The 21,116-nt window shown below is 65.6% G+C and carries 17 protein-coding genes and 6 pseudogenes; 11 read left to right on the forward strand and 12 right to left on the reverse strand.

The genetic code is table 11. From position 1 onward, the window contains the following. The first annotated feature begins 138 nt into the window (after positions 1 to 138). Together NHF48_RS12945 and NHF48_RS12950 are read left to right on the forward strand one after the other, a co-directional pair. Positions 139 to 1,122, forward strand: a complete 984-nt coding sequence (locus NHF48_RS12945) for a retroviral-like aspartic protease family protein (RefSeq protein ID WP_253071348.1) — start codon at positions 139 to 141, stop codon at positions 1,120 to 1,122. A gap of 59 nt (positions 1,123 to 1,181) precedes the next feature. Beyond that, positions 1,182 to 2,590 (forward strand): annotated as a pseudogene (locus NHF48_RS12950) (M20/M25/M40 family metallo-hydrolase). A gap of 402 nt (positions 2,591 to 2,992) precedes the next feature. Here NHF48_RS12950 and NHF48_RS12955 read toward each other — a convergent pair. Continuing rightward, on the reverse strand, positions 2,993 to 4,966 hold the full coding sequence (locus NHF48_RS12955) for a potassium transporter Kup (RefSeq protein WP_253071349.1): 1,974 nt from the start codon (positions 4,964 to 4,966) through the stop codon (positions 2,993 to 2,995). Positions 4,967 to 5,092: 126 nt separating this feature from the next. Between NHF48_RS12955 and pdeM the strand changes: the two genes are divergently transcribed. Then, on the forward strand, positions 5,093 to 5,755 hold the full coding sequence (pdeM, locus tag NHF48_RS12960) for a ligase-associated DNA damage response endonuclease PdeM (RefSeq protein WP_253071350.1): 663 nt from the start codon (positions 5,093 to 5,095) through the stop codon (positions 5,753 to 5,755). A 156-nt stretch (positions 5,756 to 5,911) separates the two neighbouring features. On the opposite strand, the gene msrA is transcribed toward pdeM, so the two are convergent. The 4 genes and pseudogenes from msrA to pabB all read right to left on the reverse strand — a co-directional run bounded on the left by msrA (position 5,912) and on the right by pabB (position 10,006). Then, positions 5,912 to 6,571, reverse strand: coding sequence for a peptide-methionine (S)-S-oxide reductase MsrA (gene msrA / locus NHF48_RS12965; protein WP_253071351.1), 660 nt, complete (start codon positions 6,569 to 6,571; stop codon positions 5,912 to 5,914). A gap of 63 nt (positions 6,572 to 6,634) precedes the next feature. Further along, a complete protein-coding gene (locus NHF48_RS12970) occupies positions 6,635 to 6,784 on the reverse strand; it encodes a hypothetical protein (protein ID WP_167397741.1) in 150 nt (49 codons plus the stop codon). A 211-nt stretch (positions 6,785 to 6,995) separates the two neighbouring features. Beyond that, positions 6,996 to 8,195 (reverse strand): pyridoxal phosphate-dependent aminotransferase, encoded by a 1,200-nt coding sequence (locus NHF48_RS12975; protein ID WP_121905087.1) that lies wholly within the window; start codon positions 8,193 to 8,195, stop codon positions 6,996 to 6,998. 50 nt (positions 8,196 to 8,245) lie between these two features. Beyond that, positions 8,246 to 10,006: pseudogene (gene pabB, locus NHF48_RS12980) on the reverse strand (aminodeoxychorismate synthase component I). Between the two features lie 80 nt (positions 10,007 to 10,086). On the opposite strand from pabB, the pseudogene NHF48_RS12985 reads away from it, so the two are divergent. Then, a pseudogene (locus tag NHF48_RS12985) lies at positions 10,087 to 10,766 on the forward strand (MBL fold metallo-hydrolase). A 269-nt stretch (positions 10,767 to 11,035) separates the two neighbouring features. On the opposite strand, the pseudogene NHF48_RS12990 reads toward NHF48_RS12985, so the two are convergent. Then, positions 11,036 to 12,663, reverse strand: a pseudogene (locus NHF48_RS12990) (M28 family metallopeptidase). Beyond that, positions 12,660 to 13,103, reverse strand: a complete 444-nt coding sequence (locus NHF48_RS12995; RefSeq protein WP_253071352.1) for an MAPEG family protein — start codon at positions 13,101 to 13,103, stop codon at positions 12,660 to 12,662. The pseudogene NHF48_RS12990 and the gene NHF48_RS12995 overlap by 4 nt, the downstream one beginning before the upstream one ends. A gap of 215 nt (positions 13,104 to 13,318) precedes the next feature. Between NHF48_RS12995 and rpmF the strand changes: the two genes are divergently transcribed. The 5 genes and pseudogenes from rpmF to NHF48_RS13020 all read left to right on the forward strand — a co-directional run bounded on the left by rpmF (position 13,319) and on the right by NHF48_RS13020 (position 16,403). After that, on the forward strand, positions 13,319 to 13,498 hold the full coding sequence (gene rpmF, locus NHF48_RS13000) for a 50S ribosomal protein L32 (RefSeq protein ID WP_056054400.1): 180 nt from the start codon (positions 13,319 to 13,321) through the stop codon (positions 13,496 to 13,498). 41 nt (positions 13,499 to 13,539) lie between these two features. After that, positions 13,540 to 14,568 (forward strand): phosphate acyltransferase PlsX, encoded by a 1,029-nt coding sequence (gene plsX, locus NHF48_RS13005; protein ID WP_253071353.1) that lies wholly within the window; start codon positions 13,540 to 13,542, stop codon positions 14,566 to 14,568. Continuing rightward, positions 14,565 to 15,534, forward strand: a pseudogene (locus NHF48_RS13010) (beta-ketoacyl-ACP synthase III). The gene plsX and the pseudogene NHF48_RS13010 overlap by 4 nt, the downstream one beginning before the upstream one ends. Before the next feature lie 94 nt (positions 15,535 to 15,628). Continuing rightward, positions 15,629 to 15,928 carry an integration host factor subunit alpha gene (locus NHF48_RS13015; protein WP_056063634.1) on the forward strand — a complete coding sequence of 100 codons (300 nt, stop codon included), beginning with the start codon at positions 15,629 to 15,631 and terminating at the stop codon, positions 15,926 to 15,928. A gap of 115 nt (positions 15,929 to 16,043) precedes the next feature. Further along, entirely contained in the window at positions 16,044 to 16,403 is a 360-nt protein-coding gene (locus tag NHF48_RS13020; RefSeq protein ID WP_253072421.1) for a MerR family transcriptional regulator, read from the forward strand. 70 nt (positions 16,404 to 16,473) lie between these two features. Here NHF48_RS13020 and NHF48_RS13025 read toward each other — a convergent pair whose 3' ends face one another. The 3 genes and pseudogenes from NHF48_RS13025 to NHF48_RS13035 all read right to left on the reverse strand — a co-directional run bounded on the left by NHF48_RS13025 (position 16,474) and on the right by NHF48_RS13035 (position 18,436). Beyond that, a complete protein-coding gene (locus tag NHF48_RS13025; protein WP_056490139.1) occupies positions 16,474 to 16,989 on the reverse strand; it encodes a MucR family transcriptional regulator in 516 nt (171 codons plus the stop codon). A gap of 422 nt (positions 16,990 to 17,411) precedes the next feature. Next, positions 17,412 to 17,696 (reverse strand): hypothetical protein, encoded by a 285-nt coding sequence (locus tag NHF48_RS13030; RefSeq protein WP_253071354.1) that lies wholly within the window; start codon positions 17,694 to 17,696, stop codon positions 17,412 to 17,414. 313 nt (positions 17,697 to 18,009) lie between these two features. Further along, positions 18,010 to 18,436: pseudogene (locus tag NHF48_RS13035) on the reverse strand (organic hydroperoxide resistance protein). Between the two features lie 117 nt (positions 18,437 to 18,553). Here NHF48_RS13035 and NHF48_RS13040 point away from each other — a divergent pair. Further along, positions 18,554 to 19,003: a MarR family winged helix-turn-helix transcriptional regulator gene (locus NHF48_RS13040; RefSeq protein ID WP_253071355.1), complete on the forward strand. Its 450-nt coding sequence runs from the start codon at positions 18,554 to 18,556 to the stop codon at positions 19,001 to 19,003. A gap of 104 nt (positions 19,004 to 19,107) precedes the next feature. Here NHF48_RS13040 and NHF48_RS13045 read toward each other — a convergent pair whose 3' ends face one another. Both NHF48_RS13045 and NHF48_RS13050 read right to left on the reverse strand, forming a co-directional pair. Next, positions 19,108 to 19,668 carry an alpha/beta fold hydrolase gene (locus tag NHF48_RS13045; RefSeq protein ID WP_253071356.1) on the reverse strand — a complete coding sequence of 187 codons (561 nt, stop codon included), beginning with the start codon at positions 19,666 to 19,668 and terminating at the stop codon, positions 19,108 to 19,110. Positions 19,669 to 19,672: 4 nt separating this feature from the next. After that, positions 19,673 to 20,026 (reverse strand): alpha/beta fold hydrolase, encoded by a 354-nt coding sequence (locus tag NHF48_RS13050; protein ID WP_253071357.1) that lies wholly within the window; start codon positions 20,024 to 20,026, stop codon positions 19,673 to 19,675. 110 nt (positions 20,027 to 20,136) lie between these two features. Here NHF48_RS13050 and NHF48_RS13055 point away from each other — a divergent pair, with 110 nt between their 5' ends. Beyond that, positions 20,137 to 21,066, forward strand: a complete 930-nt coding sequence (locus tag NHF48_RS13055) for a LysR family transcriptional regulator (RefSeq protein ID WP_253071358.1) — start codon at positions 20,137 to 20,139, stop codon at positions 21,064 to 21,066. Positions 21,067 to 21,116 lie beyond the last annotated feature (50 nt).

Consider the following 21,116-nt stretch of genomic DNA (forward strand, 5'->3'; position numbering starts at 1 on the left):
AACGGTTGTTGCGTATTCCTCCCCCTCCGTCGCCTACGGCGCCACCTCCCCCTCGCGGGGGGGAGGATTTCAGAATAGCTTCGACCCTCCCCAAACGAACGGTTGCTTGCCCGCAATATCAGGCGCAGCATTTGCAGCATGCGCAGGTGGCTAGCCCCTCTACTGCTAGTTATCGCCGCCCAAGCTAGCGCTCAGGACGCAGCCTCTCCACGCTCCAATGCTGCACCTCCGCCCAGCGCAGCATCGGCAATAGAACCCGACCCCGCCACGCTGCTGTTCGGTGACGATCAGGCCCGGATGACGGTGCCGGTCACGATCGCCGGCGCAGGACCGTTCGCGTTCGTCGTCGATACTGGCGCCCAGCGGACCGTCATCGCGCGCGAACTCGCCGCAACGCTAGGCCTGGCGCCAGGCCGCATCGTCCGCGTGACCGGCATGACCGGATCGAGCGCGATCGGCACCGTCGTCATCCCCTCGCTGAAGGTCAGCGTGATCGGCAGTGCGGCGATCGAGGCGCCGGCGATCAGCGCGATCAATCTCGGCGCGCGCGGGCTGCTCGGAATCGATGCGTTGCAGGCCCACGCGGTGGGAATCGACTTCGACACCAACACGATGACCGTCACGCCCTCGCGCAAACGGCAGAGCCGCGAGCGCACGAGCCCAGACGAGATCGTCATCCGGGCGCGCAGCCTGTTCGGGCAGCTCGTCGTCACCGACGCCTATTGCAACGGCATCCGCATCCGCGTGATCCTCGACACCGGTACATCGATCAGCATGGCCAATGCCGCGCTCCGCCGGAAGGTGACGCGCAAGGGACTGGGCAGCGCGGGGTCAGCGCAGCCCGTGTCGCTGACCGGCGTCACCGGCGAGACCGTGGTCGCCGACTATACGACGATCGACCGCGTCACGATCGGCAGCCTGACGCTCGGCGACCTGCCCGTGGCGTTCACCGCAGTCGATGCACCGCCGTTCCGCCTGTTCGGCCTTGCCGAGCGGCCGGCGATGCTGCTCGGGATGGACGTGCTGCAACTGTTCCGCCGCGTCGACATCGATTTCGCCAACCGTGAGGTACGGCTCACCTTGCCACGTGAGACGCGCCGTCGTGGCGAGCTGCGCCGCTGAGGTTGCGTCCTGGTGCGTTCGCTGCAACTCTCCCGCCTGAAACGAAAAAGGGGACGACGATGCGCGCGACTGGCTGGCTACTCACGGCGGCAATCCTCACGACACCCGTGACAACGGCGCTCTCCGCACAGGCGCAGTCGCGGCCCGACCAGAAGGCGTTTCTCGGGCTCTACAAGGAGCTGGTCGAGACCAACACGACCATATCCTCTGGCAGTTGCACGCAGGCCGCGGCACAGATCGGCGCGCGTCTGAAGACCGCGGGCTATGCGGACGCCGACATCACCTATTTCTCAGTGCCCGAGCATCCCAAGGATGGCGGGCTGGTCGCGGTGCTGAAGGGATCGGACGCTTCGATCAAGCCGATGCTGCTGCTCGCGCATCTCGACGTGGTCGAGGCCAAGCGCGAGGATTGGGTGCGCGATCCGTTCAAGCTGATCGAGGAAGGCGGCTATTATTACGCGCGCGGCACCGTCGACGACAAGGCACAGGCGGCGATCTGGTCCGACGCGATGATCCGCTTCAAGACGAGCGGGTACAAGCCGAAGCGGACGATCAAGCTCGCGCTCACCTGCGGCGAGGAGACGACGTTCGCGTGGAACGGCGCGCAGTATCTGGCGAAGTCCAAGCCCGACCTGATCGCGGCGGAGTTCGCGCTGAACGAGGGCGGCGGCGGGCGGCTGGACGACAATGGCAAGCGCCAGTTGCTGGCGATCCAGGTCGGCGAGAAGGCTGCGCAGAACTACACGTTCCTAGCCACCAATCCAGGCGGGCACAGCTCGCAGCCGATCCCGGAGAACGCGATCTACGAGCTCGCCGATGCGGTGAAGGCGGTACAGGGCTACGAGTTTCCGGTGAAGTTCACCGACACGACCAAGGCGTTCTTTGCGGCGAGCGCGAAAGCGATGCCGGGCGAGATGGGGGAGGCGATCACGCGGTTGCTCGCCAATCCGGAGGACAAGGCGGCGGATGCGATCGTCAGCCGCGACAAGGCGATGCACTCGACGCTCCGGACGACCTGCGTGGCGACGTTGCTGAGCGCGGGGCATGCAGAGAACGCGCTGCCGCAGCGCGCGACTGCGAACATCAACTGCCGGATCTTTCCGGGGAGACGGTGGATGCCACGCTCGCCAAGCTGAAGGAACTGGCGGGGGCGAAGGTGACGGTGACCGCGAACCAGCCGGTGCGGCCGACCGCGATCCCGCCGATGCTCGATCCCAAGATCATGGGGCCGGTGACCAAGGTTGCGACCAAGCACTTCCCCGGCCTGCCGATCCTGCCGCTGATGTCGACGGGGGCGACCGACGGGATCTTCTTCGAGGCGATCGGGATCCCGGTTTATGGGGCTCCGGGCGTGTTCATCGACAAGGACATGGGGGGTATTCATGGCCTCAACGAACGCATCCGGGTCGCTTCGCTGTATGACGGCCGGGATTACCTCTTCGACTTGGTTAAGGCGTTTGCGGGGTGAGCGTCTTTTCCCTCGCCCCTTCGGGGGAGGGGGAGGGAGGAGCCGTAGGCGACGGAAGGGTGACGGGCGTGGGGCTCGGGACGGCGCATCCCAACGCCCCTCTCCCTTCCCACGGCAAGCGCCGCGGGCCCCTTCCCTCTCCCCGTAGGGGCGAGGGAGTTTAGACGTCCGGGTTATATGTTCGATCTGGTGGAGGCGTTTGCTGGGTCACGAGGCCTTCCCTCGCCCCTTCGGGGGAGGGGGAGCGAGGAGCCTTAGGCGACGGAAGGGAGAGGGGGCTTGGGGCTCGGGACGGTGCGTCCCAACGCCCCTCTCCCTTCCCACGGCAAGCGCCGCGGGCCCCTTCCCTCTCCCCGGGGGGGGGCGAGGGAGTACGCGCTAACCGCCCGCCCCGCCCTCGGCTTACACTGTGACCTGTTCGCCTAGTTCGAGCACCTTGCCGGGCGGGATCTTCAGGAAGTCAGTGGGGTCGCTCGCATTCCGCTGCAGGAACAGGAAGATCCGGTCCTGCCACGGCGGCATGCCCTTTTCCGCATCGGGTTTCAGCGTGTTGCGACCGATGAAGAACGAGGTGCGCATCGGGTCGAGCCCGAGTTGCTCGGTCTTGTTGCCGACGCCGAGATCGCGGGGCACGTCGGGGGATTCCATGAAGCCGTATGTCAGCACGACGATCGAGAAATTGTCGTCGACGCGTTCCACTTTCGCGCGGGACGCTTCGTCGACGAACGGACGGTCCGCGGTGCGGATGCTGACGATCAGGTTGCGCTCGTGGAGCACCTTGTTGTGCTTGAGATTGTGCAGCAGCGCACCCGGCGTCGCGTGCGGATTGCCGGTCAGGAACACCGCGGTGCCCGAGACGCGTTCGGGCGGGCGCTTCTCCAGCGCGGCGGCGAGATCGCTCAGCGGGATGCTCTGGCGCTTCTCGAACGCGCTGACGATCTTCTTGCCGCGCACCCAGGTGAAGATGATCAGCCCGATCGCGGCGGCGATGACCAGCGGTACCCAGCCACCCTCGATCACGCGGAGGATGTTCGCGCCGAAGAAGATCAGGTCGAGCGTCAGGAACGGCAGGATCGCCGCCAGCGCGAGTGGGCGCGACCAGTTCCAGCGGTGGCGGACGACGATATACGCCAGCAAGGTGGTGACGACCATCGTGCCGGTCACCGCGATGCCGTACGCCGCCGCCATCGCCGACGACGTCTTGAACTGGATCACCAGCACCAGCACGCCGATCAGCAACAGCCAGTTGATCGCCGGCAAGTAAATCTGGCCGGCGAACACCGCGGAGGTCTGGCGGATGCGCAGCCGCGGGAGCAGGCCGAGCTGGATCGCCTGCTGCGTCAGCGAGAACGCGCCGGTGATGACCGCCTGGCTGGCGATGACGGTCGCGAAGCCGGCGAGGATGATCAGCGCCGGACGCAGCGACTCGGGCGCCATCAGGAAGAACCAGTCCTGATTGACGAACGGCACGCCGCGCGCCGCCGCCTCCTCGAGCCGCGACAAAGCGAATGCGCCCTGCCCGAGATAGTTGAGCGCGAGCGCCGGGAATACCAGGAAGAACCAGCCGATCCGGATCGGCAGCTTGCCGAAATGGCCCATGTCGGCGGTCAGCGCCTCGGCCCCGGTGACGGTGAGGAACACCGCGCCGAGCACGAACAGCCCGGTGACGCCGTGCGTCGCGAGGAACGAGATGCCGTAGGTCGGCAGGAACACGCGGACGATCGAGGGCTCGTCGGCGATATGCCAGATGCCGAGCGCACCGATCGCCACGAACCAGAGGATGCAGACCGGGCCGAACAGCTTCGATACCTGCGCCGTGCCGCGCGACTGGATCAGGAACAGCCCGATCAGGATGGCGATCGTCAGCGCACGGACGACGCCTTCGTTGAAGATGTGCGCGGCGCTCGGGATCGTCCGCAGGCCCTCCATCGCCGACAGCACTGACAGCGCCGGCGTGATGATTGCATCGCCGTAGAACAGCGATGCGCCCGCCGCGCCGAGCACGATCGCGATCCGCGACCGCATCCCGAGCGCACGACGGGCGAGCGCGGCCAGCGCTAGTACGCCGCCCTCGCCCTGGTTGTCGGCGCGCATCAGGAAGATGACGTATTTGACGGTGACGACGAGGAACAACGACCAGAGCGCGAGGCTCAGCACGCCGAGGATCTCAGTCGGATCGATGCCGCCTGCGGACGTCTGGCCGAGCGCCTCGCGGAACGCGTAGAGCGGGCTGGTGCCGATATCGCCGAACACCACGCCGATCGCGCCGACGGTCAGCGCGGCGAGTGCGGGGTGCGGATGCAGATGCGCCGCTGACAGATCGCCAGGCGTTTCCGGTACAGCGGCAGTTTGGGGTGTTCCGGCGACGGACGTCATGGCGCGAAGAGCGCTCCTCCTGAGGGGACGGCGCGCTTTACGCCGATTGGGGGGCATGCGCAAGCCCCACCCGGTTCGCGACGATGGCGGCTTGATTCGGTGCGGCGGGGGCGGCATGGCGGGCGGATGGTTCCCTTTTCGTTCGGCGGGCATGCGCTTCTGGCGTTGGCGCAAGGCGCGCTGTTCTGGCCGGAGCGGCGTGCGCTGCTGGTCGCCGACCTGCATTTCGAGAAGGCGAGCTGGTTCGCGAAACGCGGCCAGATGCTGCCGCCGTATGATTCGATCGCGACGCTGGCCGATCTCACCGCGCTGGTCGCCGCGACCGGCGCGCGCGAAGTCTGGTGCCTGGGTGACAGCTTCCACGACAGCGAGGGGTGCGAGCGGCTGCCGCAGCGCGCGCAGGACATGCTGCGGGCGATGACCGACGGGACGCGCTGGACGTGGATCACGGGCAATCACGATCCGGCTATCCTCGATCGGTGTGGCGGGGACGTCGTCGACGAGGTCGTCGTCGATGGACTGGTGCTGCGGCATGAAGCGGACCGGGCGGAGACGCGACCGGAACTGTCTGGGCATTTCCACCCGAAGTTGCGGTTGCGCGTGCGGGGGAAGCAGGTGGCGCGGCGGTGTTTCGTGGCAACCGCGACGAAGCTGATTTTGCCTGCTTTCGGGTCGCTGACTGGCGGGTTGGATGTGGACCATCCGGAGATCGTGCGTGCGGTTGGGGTTGGCGCCGAGGCTATGGTGCCAGTGGCGGACCGGATGCTGCGGTTCCCGGTTGCTGCCTGACGTTTGTCGCCGGGCAAGTAGATAGACCACCACCCCGACGGAGGCCGAAGTCCAATTGCGGGCCGCTTATAACGGAGGTTCGTCCGCCGTTACTTCAACCTTTCCAATTGGGCGCCGGCCTTCGCCGGAGTGGTGGCCATCCTAAGAAGGTCGCCCTCAGCTAGAAATCGTCGGAAACGCGGCGCGGAAGGCGGCCACCTTCGGCTTGTCCCACATCACGACATACGGATGCGTCGGGTTCCGATCGTAGAAATTCTGATGATACGCCTCGGCCGGATAGAACGTCCCGGTTTCCAGCTTCGTCACGATTGGCCCGGAGAACGCATGCGTCGCGCCGAGCTGCGCGATGTATGCGCGCGCGACCTGCGCCTGGGCGGGCGACTGCGGGAAGATCGCCGAGCGGTAGCTAGTGCCGCTGTCGGGTCCCTGGCGGTTCAGCGTCGTCGGGTCATGCGCGATCGAAAAATAGACGCGGAGCAGCGTGCCGTAGCTCACCACACGGGGGTCGTAGGCGATCTTGATGGCTTCGGCATGCTTCGTCGTCTCGGCGGAGACCTGATCGTAGGTCGCGGTCGCCTTCGTACCGCCGGCATAGCCGGTCGTGACCGCCTTGACGCCCTTCATATGCTCGAACACCGCTTCCATCGTCCAGAAGCAGCCGCCCGCTAACACCGCGGTCTGGATACCGGGCGCGGCGGGAAGGTCGGTCTTGACGGCGGGGATCACGACGGCGCGGGCGCCTTGCGCGGTGCCGGTGGCAATAAACGCACCGGCGATACCGATGGCGGCGAGCGTGGCGAGAAGCGGCTTTTTCATGTTTTGATACATGGGGTTGCGCTTGCGCTTCGCCAGGCCGTCGCCGCAGTTATCAGGTGGCGGTTATCGCGCCGTGGCGGAGGCGCTGTGCTCGAAATGGCTGGCGAAGGTCTGGCGGGCTTCGGCGGGCTGCAGCGCGAGCAAGCCGATGGCGCCGAGGACGAAACCGCCGCTGAACTGCCAGAAGAAACTCGACTTTACGATGCTGCGCATGATGCGATCCCAATGAAACCCAGTGATGGCGCCGACCGGATAGGTCAGCGTCAGTTACGGACCGGCATGTCGTAGAGATGCCGGCCAACCACAATGTCGTTTTTAGAAACTCTCGATTAACGCGCCGTGGCCGATGCGTTCATCGTGCAGCAGGCATCGCCCGACAGCGTTGCCGGGAGATGTCGCCGCATGTCTCGAATGTTGCCGACGTCTATTTCAGCGCGGCGCAGGCCGTCTGGATACGCGTGCAGGCCTCGCGGAGCAGCGCATCGGACGTTGCGTAGCTGATCCGGAACGCCGGCGAGAGGCCGAACGCAGCACCCTGGACAACCGCTACCTTGGCGTCGTCGAGCAGATAGCCGACCATCGCCTCGTCGGTGTCGATCAGGCGGCCGTTCGGCGTCGTCTTGCCGATCAGTTCCGCGAACGACGGGTAGACGTAGAACGCACCCTCCGGCGTCGGGCAGTGCATGCCGTCGATCTCGTTGAGCATCGACACGACGAGGTCGCGACGGCCCTGGAACGCGGTGTTGCGCTCGGCGAGGAACGACTGGTCGCCGTTGAGGGCGGCGACAGCGGCGGCCTGGGCGATCGAGCACGGGTTCGAGGTCGACTGCGACTGGAGCTTGGCCATCGCCTTGATCAGCCACGATGCGCCTGCGCCGTAGCCGATCCGCCAGCCGGTCATCGCATACGCCTTCGAGCAGCCGTTGACGGTGAGCGTACGCTCGAACAGCTCGGGGCAGGCCTCGGCGATGGTCGCGAACTTGAAGCCGTCATAGACGATGTGCTCGTACATATCGTCGGCGAAGATCCACACGTGCGGGTGCTTCGCCAGCACCGCGCCGAGCGCCTTCAGTTCGTCGATCGTGTAGCCGGCGCCGGTCGGGTTCGACGGCGAGTTGAGGATCACCCACTTGGTCTTCGGCGTGATTGCAGCATCGAGCGCGGCGGGATCGAGCTTGTAGCCCACCTCTGGCCCCGCCTTGACGATCACCGGCACGCCGCCGGCGAACTGGACGACGTCGGGATAGCTGACCCAGTACGGCGCGGGGATGACGACCTCGTCGCCCGGATCGATCGTCGCGACCATCGCGTTGAACAGGGTGTGCTTGCCGCCGACGTTCACGCTGATCTGATCGGTGGTGTAGGTGAGGTTGTTGTCGCGCGCGAACTTGGCGACGATCGCCTGCTTCAGTTCGATCGTGCCGTCGACGTTGGTGTACTTGGTCTTGCCGTCGCGGATCGCCTGGATCGCGGCTTCTTTCACGAAGTCCGGCGTGTCGAAATCGGGTTCGCCCGCACCAAGCCCGATCACGTCGACGCCTGCGCGCTTCAGTTCGAGGACGCGGCTGGTGATAGCGAGCGTCGGCGAGGGGCTGATGCGGCCGAGCGCGGCGGATGCGTGCATGGTGTAACCTTTGCGGTTGTCCGCGAGCGTGGCCGCGGAATTCGCGGGCGCTATACGCTCCGATCGGTCGAATTCGCAACCGTAACGATGGCCGGAATGAGCCCGCGGACCGCATTTCCGATGAAGAATCCGGCGGTCAGGTCGGCTCGGGTTAGTGGGGCTTCGATCGCGCGACCCGATTCGACCATTTCGGCGCGGAGAATGCCGGGGAGCAAGCCGTGCCGTAGCGGCGGCGTGACGAGGCCTTCGCCGCGTTGGACAAACAAGGAGGTGAAGCTGCCTTCGGTGAGGAACCCCTCAGCGTCCTCGAACACCACCTCGAACGTCCCCGCGGCTTTCCGCGCATCGTCGTAGAAGGCGCGCGCGCTCGTCTTGTGCCGGAGCCGGAAGTCGGTCGCGGCGACCGGCAGCGGAACGATCGCGACGGTCGCTTGGGCAGGCGAGTGCGGGAGCGGCGCCGCCTCGATCGCGATCGCGCCGGACGGACTGAGCAACAGGCGGATGCGGCGGGGGCCGCGCAGCCGGAAGGTCGCGGCCTGGAGTTCGTTGCGCGCGGTGTGGCGGTCGAAGGTGAATCCCAAGGCCTGGGCACTGGCCTTCATCCGCGCGAGATGCGCTTCGAGACGGGTCAGGCCGGCCTCGGGGTCGAACGCCATCGTTTCGATCAGGTCGAAGCGGCGCTGGCCGGCGGTGACGAACGCGCCCCTTGGCATAGCATTCGTCCCATTCGGCGTCGCCCACGCTGTCCGCGACGATGCCCGAGCCGAGACTCATCATCGCCGCGCCGTTCTGGATCGCCAATGTGCGGATCGCGACATTGAATATGGCGTCGCCGTTCGCGTCGAAGCGACCGATCGCGCCGGTGTAGATGCCGCGAACGCGCGCGTGCTCGACCTCGGCGATGACCTCCATAGCGCGTTGCTTCGGGGCGCCGGTGATCGAGCCGCACGGGAACAGCGCGGTCAGGACGTCGACCGCGTCGCAGTCTGGTTTCAGCGTCGCAGTGACGGTCGAGGTCATCTGGTGGACGGTCGGATAGGTCTCGACGGTGAACAGGTCGGGGACCGCGACCTGGGTGGCGACGCGCGACAGGTCGTTGCGCATCAGGTCGACGATCATGAGGTTTTCGGCGCGCTGCTTCGGGTCGGCGGCGAGTGTTTCGGCGAGCGCGCGGTCGGCGTCGGGCGTGTCGCCTCGCGGCGCGGTGCCCTTCATCGGGCGGCAGGTGAGCGTGTCGCCGTCGAGCGCAAAGAAGAGTTCGGGGGAGAGCGACAGGAAGCGCGTCTCGCCGGTGTCGATGAGCGCGCCATAGCCCGCCTTCGCCTGGCGCCGCAGCCGGGCATAGAGCGCGAGCGGATCGCCGACGAACGGCACGGTGGCGGCGAAGGTGAGGTTGGCCTGGTAGATGTCGCCCGCCGCGATCAGGTCGAGCACGCGCGACAGGCTGGCGTCGTAGGTGTCGCGGTCGATCAGCGGCTCGGGCGCACCAGTCCACGCGCCGGCGGGGTCGGGGAGCAACGCGGCGACGTCTTCGGGCGCTATCGTGTCGTACTCGGCGAACAGGCCGAACCAGAGCAGCGGGCCTTCGGTGCGGACGTCGACGGGCTTCGATGCAAGCGCGGCGCCGGCTTCGTAGGTGAGGTAGCCGGCGGCGTGCAGGCCCTCCGCGCGGGCGCTTCGTAACGCATCGAGTGCGGGGCGGACCTCGGCGAGCGTATCGGCGCGGACGATCCGGACGGGATCGCGGTACAATCGTGCCGGAGCGCCCCCTCGCGGGCGTCATCGAGCAAAACGAAGGGCGCGGTCCACATCGTCGCGACTGTTGCACGGAGCGCGAGGCAAACCGCAAGCGGCGATTGCTCCTACGGGCGCGCTATCCTATTTCGAGGGCATGACAAATCCTCCCCTCCGCGCTGCGCCCCCGCTCCGCGCTGCCATCGTGCCCGTCACGCCGATCCAGCAGAACTGCACGATTATCTGGTGCACCGCGACGATGAAGGCGGCGGTAATCGATCCGGGCGGCGACCTGCCGCAGATCATGGCGGCGGTCGAACAGGCGGGGGTCACGGTCGAGAAGATCCTGCTGACACATGGCCATATCGATCATGCGGGCGGGGCCAAGCGGCTGTCGAACGATCTCGGCGTGCCGATCGAGGGACCGCATGAGGCGGATAGGTTCTGGTTGCAGCGGCTCGATCAGGACGGGCCGAAATACGGGATTTCGGGGGGGTCAATTTCGAGCCGGACCGGTGGCTGGTCGAGGGTGATACGGTGTCGGTCGGCGACCTCGTGCTCGATGTGTACGAGACGCCCGGGCACACCGAGGGGCACGTGATCTTTCACCATGCGCCGTCGAAGTTCGCGCAGGTGGGGGATGTGCTGTTCCAGGGATCGGTCGGGCGATCGGACATGCCTGGGGGGAATCATGAGACGCTGGTGAAGTCGATCGTCGAGAAGCTGTGGCCGCTGGGGAGCGATACGAGCTTTATTCCAGGGCATGGGCCGGCGAGCACGTTTGCGCATGAGCGGGCGACGAATATGTTCGTTAGCGATCGGGCGCTGGCGGAATAGCGGTTGCCCTTGCGCTTTCCTGCGAACCTTCCTGTTCCCTCGCGAACGCGGGGGCCCAGGATACCAAGCGACATCGCCCGTAACCCTGGGCTCCCGCCTTCGCGGGAGAACAAGAAGAAGCACGCCCCTTCCCGCCGCTCACCCCACCCCGGCGAAGGCCGGGGCCCAATTGGGCGAGGTAGATTGGCGTAGGTCAAACTCCGTTACAGCCACCTTTCCAACTGGGCCCCGGCCTTCGCCGGGGTGGTTACCCACGCGGTGAGAAGGTCTTACTTCCGCTCCCCCGCGCTTTCAGACCGCACCGACTTGAACTCCGACCCGTCGCGCCACTCGGGCCACAACCGGCTGTTCGCCAGCTTGGTGCCGATCGTCTTGAACAGGTCCACGTCCTGCGCCGCGCCGCGCAGGTCCCATTCAGCACCCCACGCGTCACACGTCTGGTGATAGCATTTCATATAGCCGTCGAGCCACGCCTGCCCCGCTGTCCGGCCGCCCTTGACCAGATCAGGCGCGCCACTGATCGCCATCAGCAGCAGCGTCGGCACGCCGCGCCGCGCGACCGAGAAATGGTCGGCGCGGTAGAATAGCCCGCGTTCGGGGAGCGCTTCCGGCGTCACGACTCGGCCCTGCGCTTTCGCCGCATCGCCAAGCATGTCCTCGAGGCTGTTCTGACCTGCACCGACCAGCATGACGTCCTTTGCAGGCCCTGCCGTCTGGAGGATGTCGAGCGTCAGATTGGCGACCGTCTTGGCGGCCGGATAGACCGGGTTCACCGCATAGGTCTCCGACCCGAGCAACCCGCGCTCCTCGCCGCTCCACAGCGCGAAGACGAGGCTGCGGTCGGTGCGGGGGGCCTTGGCGAAATTGCGCGCGAGTTCGAGGACGCCCGCCACGCCGAGGCCGTCGTCGTTGGCGCCGGGGCGGATGGTGCGCCCCCTGCGCATCGGGCGGGCCGATGCCATAGGCGTCCCAGTGCGCGCCGAACATCACGATTTCGTCCGCGTGCTTGGTGCCCGGCAGTTTCGCCAGCACATTCTGGCTCACCGCTGTGTCGTGCTTGACCGGCAGGTCGGTGGTGAACGCCTGCTTCAGCGCGACCGGGTGGAAGTCACTCCGCCGCGCCGCTTTCCGTAACGAAGCCAGGTCGAGGCCCGAGGCTGCAAACAACCGGGTCGCCGCACCACCTTCGAGCCAGCCCTGGAGCATCACCCGCGATTCGGGATCCTTCCGGACGATATCGTAATTCTCGCCGGCGGGAGCGGTGACCGTGTTCCAGCCGTACCCCGCGCCCGCCGTGTCGTGGACGATCAGCGCGCCGACCGCGCCACGTCGCGCGGCTTCCTCGTATTTGTACGTCCAGCGGCCGTAATAGGTCATCCGGCGATCGCCGAACTTGCCCCTTCGCATCGTCGCCTGGGACCGCCTCGAAATCGGGATCGTTGACGAGGAACACCGCAACCTTGCCCTTGAGATCGAGCCCCTTGAAGTCGTCCCAGCCGCGCTCCGGCGCGCTGACGCCGTAGCCGACGAACACCATCGGTGCGTTCGCGATGACGACGCGGTCGACGCCGCGGACCGTACTCAGATAGACGTCGCGGCCCTGCACCAGCGCGGTATCGCCGGCGCGGACGGTGCCCGCGCCCATCCGCGTGTGGACGAGCGGTACGGGCTGCGTCCAGCCGCCGTTCGGGCCGCCGGGTTGCGCCTTCATCGCCTTGAACTGCGCGATCAGCCAGGCGATCGTCTTGGTCTCACCCGGCGTTCCGGGCGCGCGACCTTCGAACGCATCGGAGGCGAGCGTCTTCACGTCGGCAGACAGGCGCTCTGGCGAGACCTGCGCGGCGGCAGGGGACGCGGCCAAAAGCGTGGCGGCGGTGAGCAAGCGGAACGCGCTCATGCCTGCGACCCCGACGGCACAACCTGGAACGTCTTTGCGGCCGGCACGCTGTTCGCCTGATACGCGATCGCCAGCGCCCAGCCGGCCAGCAACGCCATCAGTGCCCATGTCGCCAGCGCACCCCCGGCCCGCGGCAGGCTCGACGTCGTCCGGTCCATCCCGAACGCGTGGGCGATTCGCGCGATTACGAACACCGCGCCGGCAATCCACAGCCACAGCGTCGATCCGCCGGCGAGTTCGATCAGCCCGATCAGGATCAGGATGAACGGCGCGTATTCGGTGAAGTTGGCATGCGCGCGCATCCGTGCCTGCAGGCGCTGGTTGCCATCGTCGCCGATCAGCACGCTTTCCTTCACGCGCATCGGCACGATTCGGAAGGCGAGCCACAGGTTGACGACGGCGGCGGCCGCGGCGATCGTCAGCGTTACGGGTAATATCACGGCGTTGCCCCTCGAATATCAGGTCTTTTGTCAGGCGCATGCCCTGCCACTCCGGGCCAAAGCTTGCAACGCGGGGTGAAATCGCTATAGCGCCACGCTTCGCGAGCGTCAGGCCGCATGGGTTGCTTCAGGCGGCCGGCATTCTTGTCGGTTGCCTGTGTCCTGTGTCCGGACGTACTCGGAGTCCCGACCTTTAGATTGAACAAGGTGCCGAAATGGCCGTCCCCAAAAGAAAAACCTCGCCCTCCAAGCGCGGCATGCGCCGTGGCCACGACTCGCTCACGATCGCGTCGTTCCAGGAATGCCCCAACTGTGGCGAGCTGAAGCGTCCGCACAACCTGTGCGGTTCGTGCGGTCACTATAACGGTCGCGAAATCCTCTCGATCGAGGGCTGAGGCTTCCGTCCGGAACCTCTAACTTGAACGAAGGATAAGCGATGCCCGACAGCGGCTGGATCGCGGTCGATGCGATGGGTGGCGATGACGGGCTGGCAGTGATGCTTGCCGGCGTCGCGCGAGCGCGTCACCAATTCGAGGGCATGCACTTCTTCCTGGTCGGTGACGAGACTGCGATTCGCGAGGGGCTGAAAGCTCATCCGAACCTGTCGCAGAACTCTGAAATCGTCCACGCACCCGAAGTCGTCGGTTCGAGCGAAAAGCCGAGCCAGGCGATTCGGCGTGCGAAGAAGACGTCGATGGGCATCGCGATCGACCTGGTGAAACAGGGTCGCGCCGCTGCAGCGGTATCATCGGGCAACACCGGCGCGCTGATGGCGATGGCGAAGATATCGTTGCGGATGCTGCCCGGGATCGACCGGCCGGCACTCGCGGCGCGTCTGCCGACGCTCGGCGACACCGACATGGTGATGCTCGACCTCGGTGCGAATACCGAGTGCGACGCGCGCAACCTCGTCCAGTTCGCGATCATGGGTGCCGCCTATGCGCGCACCGCGCTCGACATCCCGCATCCTCGTGTGGCGCTGCTGAATATCGGCAGCGAAGACATGAAGGGCACGGATGAGATTCGCGACGCAGCGGCCCAGCTGCGCGCGACGCCGGCCGTCGACATGCAGTTCAACGGCTTCATCGAAGGCGACCGGCTGTCGCGCGGTGAGGTCGACGTCGTCGTGTGCGACGGATTCTCTGGCAACATCGCACTGAAGACCGCCGAGGGCACCGCGCGATTCGTCGCCGACCTGCTCAAGCGCGCGTTCCGCAGCTCGGTTCGCTCGAAGCTCGGCTTCCTGATCTCGCGGCCGGCGACCGAATTGCTGCGCGATCACCTCGACCCGAACAATCACAACGGCGCGGTCTTTCTCGGGCTCAACGGCATCGTCGTGAAAAGTCACGGCGGCGCCACCGAGCGCGGCGTGGCGACGGCGATCGGCAATGCCGCCAAGATGGTCCGCAACGATCTGGTCCGGCGCATCGCCGACGATCTCGGCAGCGTGGAGAAGGCGGCATGATCCGGTCTGTCGTAATGGGCACCGGCTCGGCTTTGCCCGAGCGTCGCGTCTCGAACGCCGAACTGGCGGCGCAGGTCGACACCAGCGACGAGTGGATCGTCGAGCGCACCGGCATCCGCTTCCGCCACATCGCCGGCGAAGGCGAGACGACCGCGACGCTTGCTGCCGATGCATGCCGCGCGGCTTTGACTGCGGCCGGGATCGAAGCCGACAGCATCGACCTGATCGTGCTTGCCACCGCGACACCGGACCAGACCTTCCCCGCCAGTGCCACCAAGGTGCAGGCTATGCTGGGCATCGACGACTGCGTCGCGTTCGACGTCGCGGCGGTCTGCTCGGGCTTCCTGTACGCGGTGCAGGTGGTCGACAGCATGATCCGCAGCGGCGTCGCCAAACGCGCGCTAGTGATCGGGGCGGAGACGTTCAGCCGTATCCTCGACTGGGAAGACCGGACGACGTGCGTGCTGTTCGGCGACGGCGCCGGCGCGATCGTGCTGGAGGCGCAGGACACCGCTGACGAAGGTGGTCGCGGCATCCTGACGACCAAGCTGCACGCGGACGGCCGTCACAACGAGCTTCTTTATGTCGATGGCGGCGTCTCGACGACGGGCACCGTCGGCAAGCTGCGCATGAAGGGCCGCGAGGTCTTCCGCCACGCGGTCACCAATCTGGCTTCGGTGATGACCGAGTCGCTGGCGATGGCTGGCTTGTCTTCGGACCAGGTCGACTGGGTCGTCCCGCATCAGGCGAACGCGCGGATCCCTCGACGCGACCGCGCGCAAACTGGGCCTCGCGGCGGGCAAGGTGGTCGTCACCGTCGACCAGCATGCCAACACGTCGGCAGCCTCCGTGCCGCTCGCGCTCGACGTCGCGGTGCGCGATGGACGTGTCCGACAAGGCCAGATCGTCGTACTCGAGGCGATGGGCGGCGGGTTCACCTGGGGCGCGGCGGTTATCCGCTTCTAATCTCGTAGAAAGAGATCGATTCACTTGTAGAACAAAAGTTCTTCCGGTCGCGATCCTGCTTGTGTAGAGAAGCGCCGAGACTGGGAGCTTGCGAATGACGATGACCGGTACATTGACGCGCGCCGATCTGGCCGAGTCCCTCCACCGCGAGGTAGGATTGTCGCGTGCGGATTCCTCGAAGATCGTGGAACAGATTCTTTCCGAGATGTGCGGCGCGCTGTCCGAAGGCGAGAACGTCAAGATCTCGGGGTTCGGCACGTTCGTGCTCCGCGACAAGGGTGAGCGGGTCGGCCGTAATCCGAAAACCGGCATCGAAGTGCCGATCGCACCGCGTCGCGTCCTGACCTTCCGCGCGAGCCAGATGATGCGTGAGCGCATCGTCGGCGCCGACTGATCCTGTAATGCCCGATGACGCCGATACTTCCGGTGGCGATTTTACGGACGACATCGACGTAGCGGGCGATCCCGGTTCCGACGACGACGGCAGCCCATCCATAGGTGCCGTGGGTATAGCGGCGGCGGGTCCGGGCAAGGCGGGCGCTGCGTTCCGGACGATCGGCGAACTCTCGCGTGAGACCGGCCTGCCACAGCATATCCTGCGCTATTGGGAGACCCGCTTTCCCCAGCTGCGGCCGCTGCAGCGCGCGGGGAACCGACGCTATTACCGTGCCGAGGATGCGGTATTGGTCCGGCGCATCGATACGTTGCTCAACCGCGAAGGCTATACCGTCCGCGGCGTGCAGCAGTTGCTTGCGGCCGAAAAGACAACGCCCGTCGCGACGGACACGATCGAGCCGGTGATACCGGCACTGCGTGCGATCCCGCGCGTTTTGGCGCAGGCGCTGGTCGAGGACGGCCGGCGCGCATAACGCATAGCGCGTAACTGGCCGTCGTGAAGGGGAGAGGGGGAAGGACGACACCCTCCCCCCCTCGCCGATTTTAATCCTCGCTGCCGAGCGTCTTCTTGGCGGCATCAAGCGCTGCCTTGCCGCCCTTGCGAACGGTCTTCACCGCGTCTTCCGACGCCTTCTCGACCGTTGCACCAGCCTTGCGACCAAGCCCGATCGACTTCGCCATCGCACGGCGCGCTTCCGAATAGGTCGCGGCGACCATCGGATAGTCGGACTTCAGGTTGAAGCGCTCGCGATACTGCTCCGGCGTCATGCCGTTGGTCGACAGGTGACGACGCAACGTCTTGTACTTCTTGCCGTCGAGCATCGAGATGATGTGGTCGGGCGATGCCAGCGACTTGCGCACCGAAACGGCTGGCTCGGACGTCGGCTGTGCCGTTGCCTCGGGCTCCGCTTCGCCATTGCCGACCAGCTTCTCGACGGCCGAATGCATCGCGACGAGGAACGCCGGCACGTCGTCGGCGGCAGTGCGCGTATTGGGGTTGGCAAGCCATGCTGCCGTCAGTTCGGCGGCGAGCTCGACTGTATTAAGTGTATCGGTCACGGTATGTCCTTGAATTCGTAATGCACCCCTGCTGGCAGGCGCCTACTATATTTGTATGAAATTGAACACCAGGTGTTTAACATACGTGCATCATTACATTTTGTTCATCGTCCGACATAAATATAATCGGTTTGACTGATACTGGCTGGGCTTCGTCGCAACTTCGGCGCCACATCGTAGATGTCGGAGTAGATCATCAATTCTATGAAACGTGCCGGAATTGCGTGCCCGACCCGGCGATATCACGCCGCATTAAACGTATTGCATCCTTACCTATCATGGACAGGCAGCGCGGGAGTCCGGTGAGCAACTACCGTTACTTGCTTATCAACACGGATTTTGCGGCAAGTCGCCGGCTATTCTGTCACTCGCGGACTGCCCGCGACATCGTCGCGAACAGTCCTGTACCGTGAGTCCGGCGCCTATTTCGCCGCGGCGACGATGCAATACACAAGGATTGGCACGCCGATCACGAGGATCATTGGGACAAGATTCACGTCGATGAAGCGGTTCAACCAGTTCGGCTGCTTGCGAGCCCGACGATCGTCATCATCGGCACAATAGTTTTCGACGATCTCCAGCTCGAACTGGTTCGAGAAAAAATGCTTAGGCCTCATTCTAAGGAAGGGCTGCGAGGCGCGATCCTGCAGTTCGACGTCATGATCCGCCAAAGGGCGACTATCTTTATCAGGGTTCTGTTCCGACACTGTGCGGTTTCCGTTTACTCGAGATCATGGGCGCGCAGAGCACGTCCCAAAGGTCAGATCGAATAAAGCCCGAACTCGAACGGCGAACAGCCGCGAGCTCGGGCTAACCGCGTGCGGCGAGTTGGCCCGAATGGTCGAGGAAACGCTTATGTGTCGCAGGAGCGTACATGCAAGTTACATTGGAGCCGTGACCATTAATGTCAACACGCATCGGACGTGACTAAAAGGCCGCTGGATGTCAGCGACTTGGTCTTGCGACCAATTGAAGACGGTCGGGCAGCAGACGTACCGCCCGACCGTCAGGGCTTCACCTTCAGGCGAGCGTCAGGCCGACATCGACGTTGCCGCGGGTGGCGTTCGAATAGGGGCAGATCTCGTGCGCAGCATCGACCAGACGCTGCGCTTCGGCGCGGTCGATACCTGGCAGCGACACGGTCAGGTCGGTGGTGATCCCGAAACCGCCAGCCCGAGCGAGGGCCGATCCCAACCTTTGCGGTGACCGCGACGTCGTCGGGCACCTTCACCTTCAACTGCTGGCCAGCGACCTTCAGTGCGCCGATGAAGCACGCGGAATAGCCGGCTGCGAACAGCTGCTCGGGGTTGCTGCCGTCGCCGCCTGCGCCGCCCAGTTCCTTTGGCGTAGAGAGCGCGACGTCGAAACGGCCGTCCTGCGACCGTGCATGGCCGTCGCGGCCGCCGGTTGCGGTGGCTTCGGTGGTGTATTTTACATCGACGGACATGCTGAAATCTCCATATTGCTTATCGCGATAACGATCTATGATGTGGCGGTACCGAAGTCCAGTAAGATTTGCCGCGATAAGCAATTTTATGTACGGTCGAGCGTGAAGGAGCCTGCCGTGTCCGATCCCCTGCCCCTCGACGACCAGCTCTGCTTTTCGTTGTATGCCGCGACGATCGCGATCAATCGTGCGTACAAGCCCGTGCTCGACCGGCTCGGCATCACCTATCCACAGTTTCTCGTCCTCCAGACGCTCAACGAAGCGGAGGATGGCTGTTCGATCGGCGCGATCGCCGAACGGCTCGCGCTCGAACCGAGCACGATCACGCCGTTGGCGAAACGGCTGGAGGCGGCGGGGCTGGTTACGCGCATCCGCAACCCCGCCGACGAGCGACAGGTACGCGTGCGGTTGACCGAGGCTGGCAGAACGCGGTGGACGGAGACCGGGTGCCTTGGCCCGCTGATCGTCGAGCGGTCCGGCATGACGCAGGATCGACTCGCCGCCCTGAACGTGGAGGTCGCGGCGCTGCGGCGAGCGCTCGCCAGCGACCGCCCGGCGATGCAGTGACGCCCGCAACGCGGCGATCCTGAAGGCATGACTGACGATCGATTGGACGATGCCGACTGACTCGGCGCGGAAGGACACGCGCGACGATCGACGCTGACTTGCCCTTATCGTTTGGTGTCCAAGAACCCGCGTACGGCTGAAATTGTCGCGACAGGCTGTTCTTCCATCAGCCAGTGGCCAGAGTCCGGTATTACTACCTCGGTCACGTCGCTCGCGGCGAACCGCATGACCGTCGCCATCATCGGCCCGAACGACTTGGCGCCACCAATGGCAAGCACTGGCATGGTCAGCTTGCCCGCCGCGACGAAGCCGGCATTGTCCGCTGCGTCGCGGTCGAATGCGGCGAACTGCGCAAACCCCGCATGCATCGCGCCGGGCCGGGCATAGAGCGCGGCATAATGAACGCGGGAGGCTTCGCTGAACTTCGCCGGTGACGCCGAGAACTCGTTCCAGAACCGGTCGAGATAGATGCGCTCGCGACCCGCGACGAGCCGCTCCATGTCGGGACCGCCGAACCGGAAATGCCAGAGCAGCGGGTTCTTCAGCAGTTCGTCCCACGGCCCGACGCCCGGCAAGGGTGCGTCCATCAGGACGAACCGGGTCACGCGGTCGCGGTTCCGGGCGGCGAAGGCATAGCCGACCATGTTGCCGATATCGTGCGTCACCAGATCAGTCCTGCCGATCTGCAGCGCGTCCAGCACACCGACCAATGTCGACTGCCTGCGTCGACTTGTCGTAGCCGCCCGCCGGTTTCGACGAGAGGCCCATGCCGCGCAGGTCGGGAACGATCACCAGGTGGTCGCGCGCCAGATCGGCGGCGAGCGGTGCCCACATGTCACCGGTCTCGCCATAGCCGTGCAGCAACAGGACCGCTGGACCGTGCCCCCCCGCGCGCACATGGATCGTCGTACCGTTGGTCGCGATATCGCGTTCGGTGAAGCCGGGTGGGAATGGCTGGACCTGCGCCAACGCGGGCGTGGCGACGAGTATCGCCAGGATGGCGGCAGCGGCGTGTCGTAGCATCACGGTGCTCCTGGGCAGCATGGCCGCTGCAACTGGACAGGAGCGTGCCGCGCGAGCACCGTTCGCACTAGCCGGCAAAAGCCGAAACCGCCTTCCGGGATTGTCGAACGATGATGAAGCTCGACGGTATTGCGGCGTTCGTTGCCACCGCGGAAGCGGGGTCGATCAGTGCGGCGGCGCGGCGTCTCGGCAACGCCAAATCGGTGGTCAGCGAACGACTGGCGGAGCTGGAGCGATTGCTCGACACGCGCCTGATCCAACGCACGACGCGCAAGCTGTCGCTGACCGAGGACGGCCAGACCTTCCTGCCGCGCGCGCAGCGGATCCTGTACGAGGCAGCGGAGGGCGCGGCAGAGATGGCAGCACGGCGCGGCACGCTGGTCGGGCCGTTACGCCTGTCCGCACCAGTCGGCTTCGGCGTGCTTCATCTGGGACCAGCAATCTGTTGCTTCCTCGCCGATCATCCGGGCATCGACCTGACGCTCGAACTCGACGACCGCTTCGTCGATGCGGCGGCTGACGGCTTCGACGCGGTCATTCGCCACGGCACGATCGCCGACACCAGGCTGGTCGCCAAGAGGCTCGCCACCAGCCAGCGCATCCTCGTGGCCTCGCCTGCCTATCTTGCGCAGCACGGCGTGCCGCAAAGCGTTGCCGACCTCGAAGCGCATTGCGGCATTCTCTACGCGAACCGCGATGCCGACTGGCGTTTTGCAGGGCCCGACGGGTGGACCGTCGTGCGACCGCGCGCCGCGCTACGCGTCAACAATGGCCTGGTGATGCGCGATGCCGCACTGGCCGGGCTGGGCATCACGTTGCTGCCGACGTTCTTCGCACATGCCGATGTCGCGGCCGGGGCCTTGGTCGGGATCGATATCGGCTGCGCGGCCGAGGGTGCCGAACTGTACATCGCCTATCCGCGAGAGCACAGCGCATCGGTGAAGATCGCTGCCCTGACGCTGAGCCTCAGGGCCTCGTTCGGCGATCCGCCCTATTGGGACTTGCCGCCGAGCGATCACGACGCGCCACCTTCAGCTTAGGATCGCATTCCGGGATACCCCCGGATAGGCTGGGGCGTCTCGATCTGGCA

The organism is Sphingomonas sp. H160509 (assembly GCF_024124765.2).
Lineage (GTDB): Bacteria > Pseudomonadota > Alphaproteobacteria > Sphingomonadales > Sphingomonadaceae > Sphingomonas.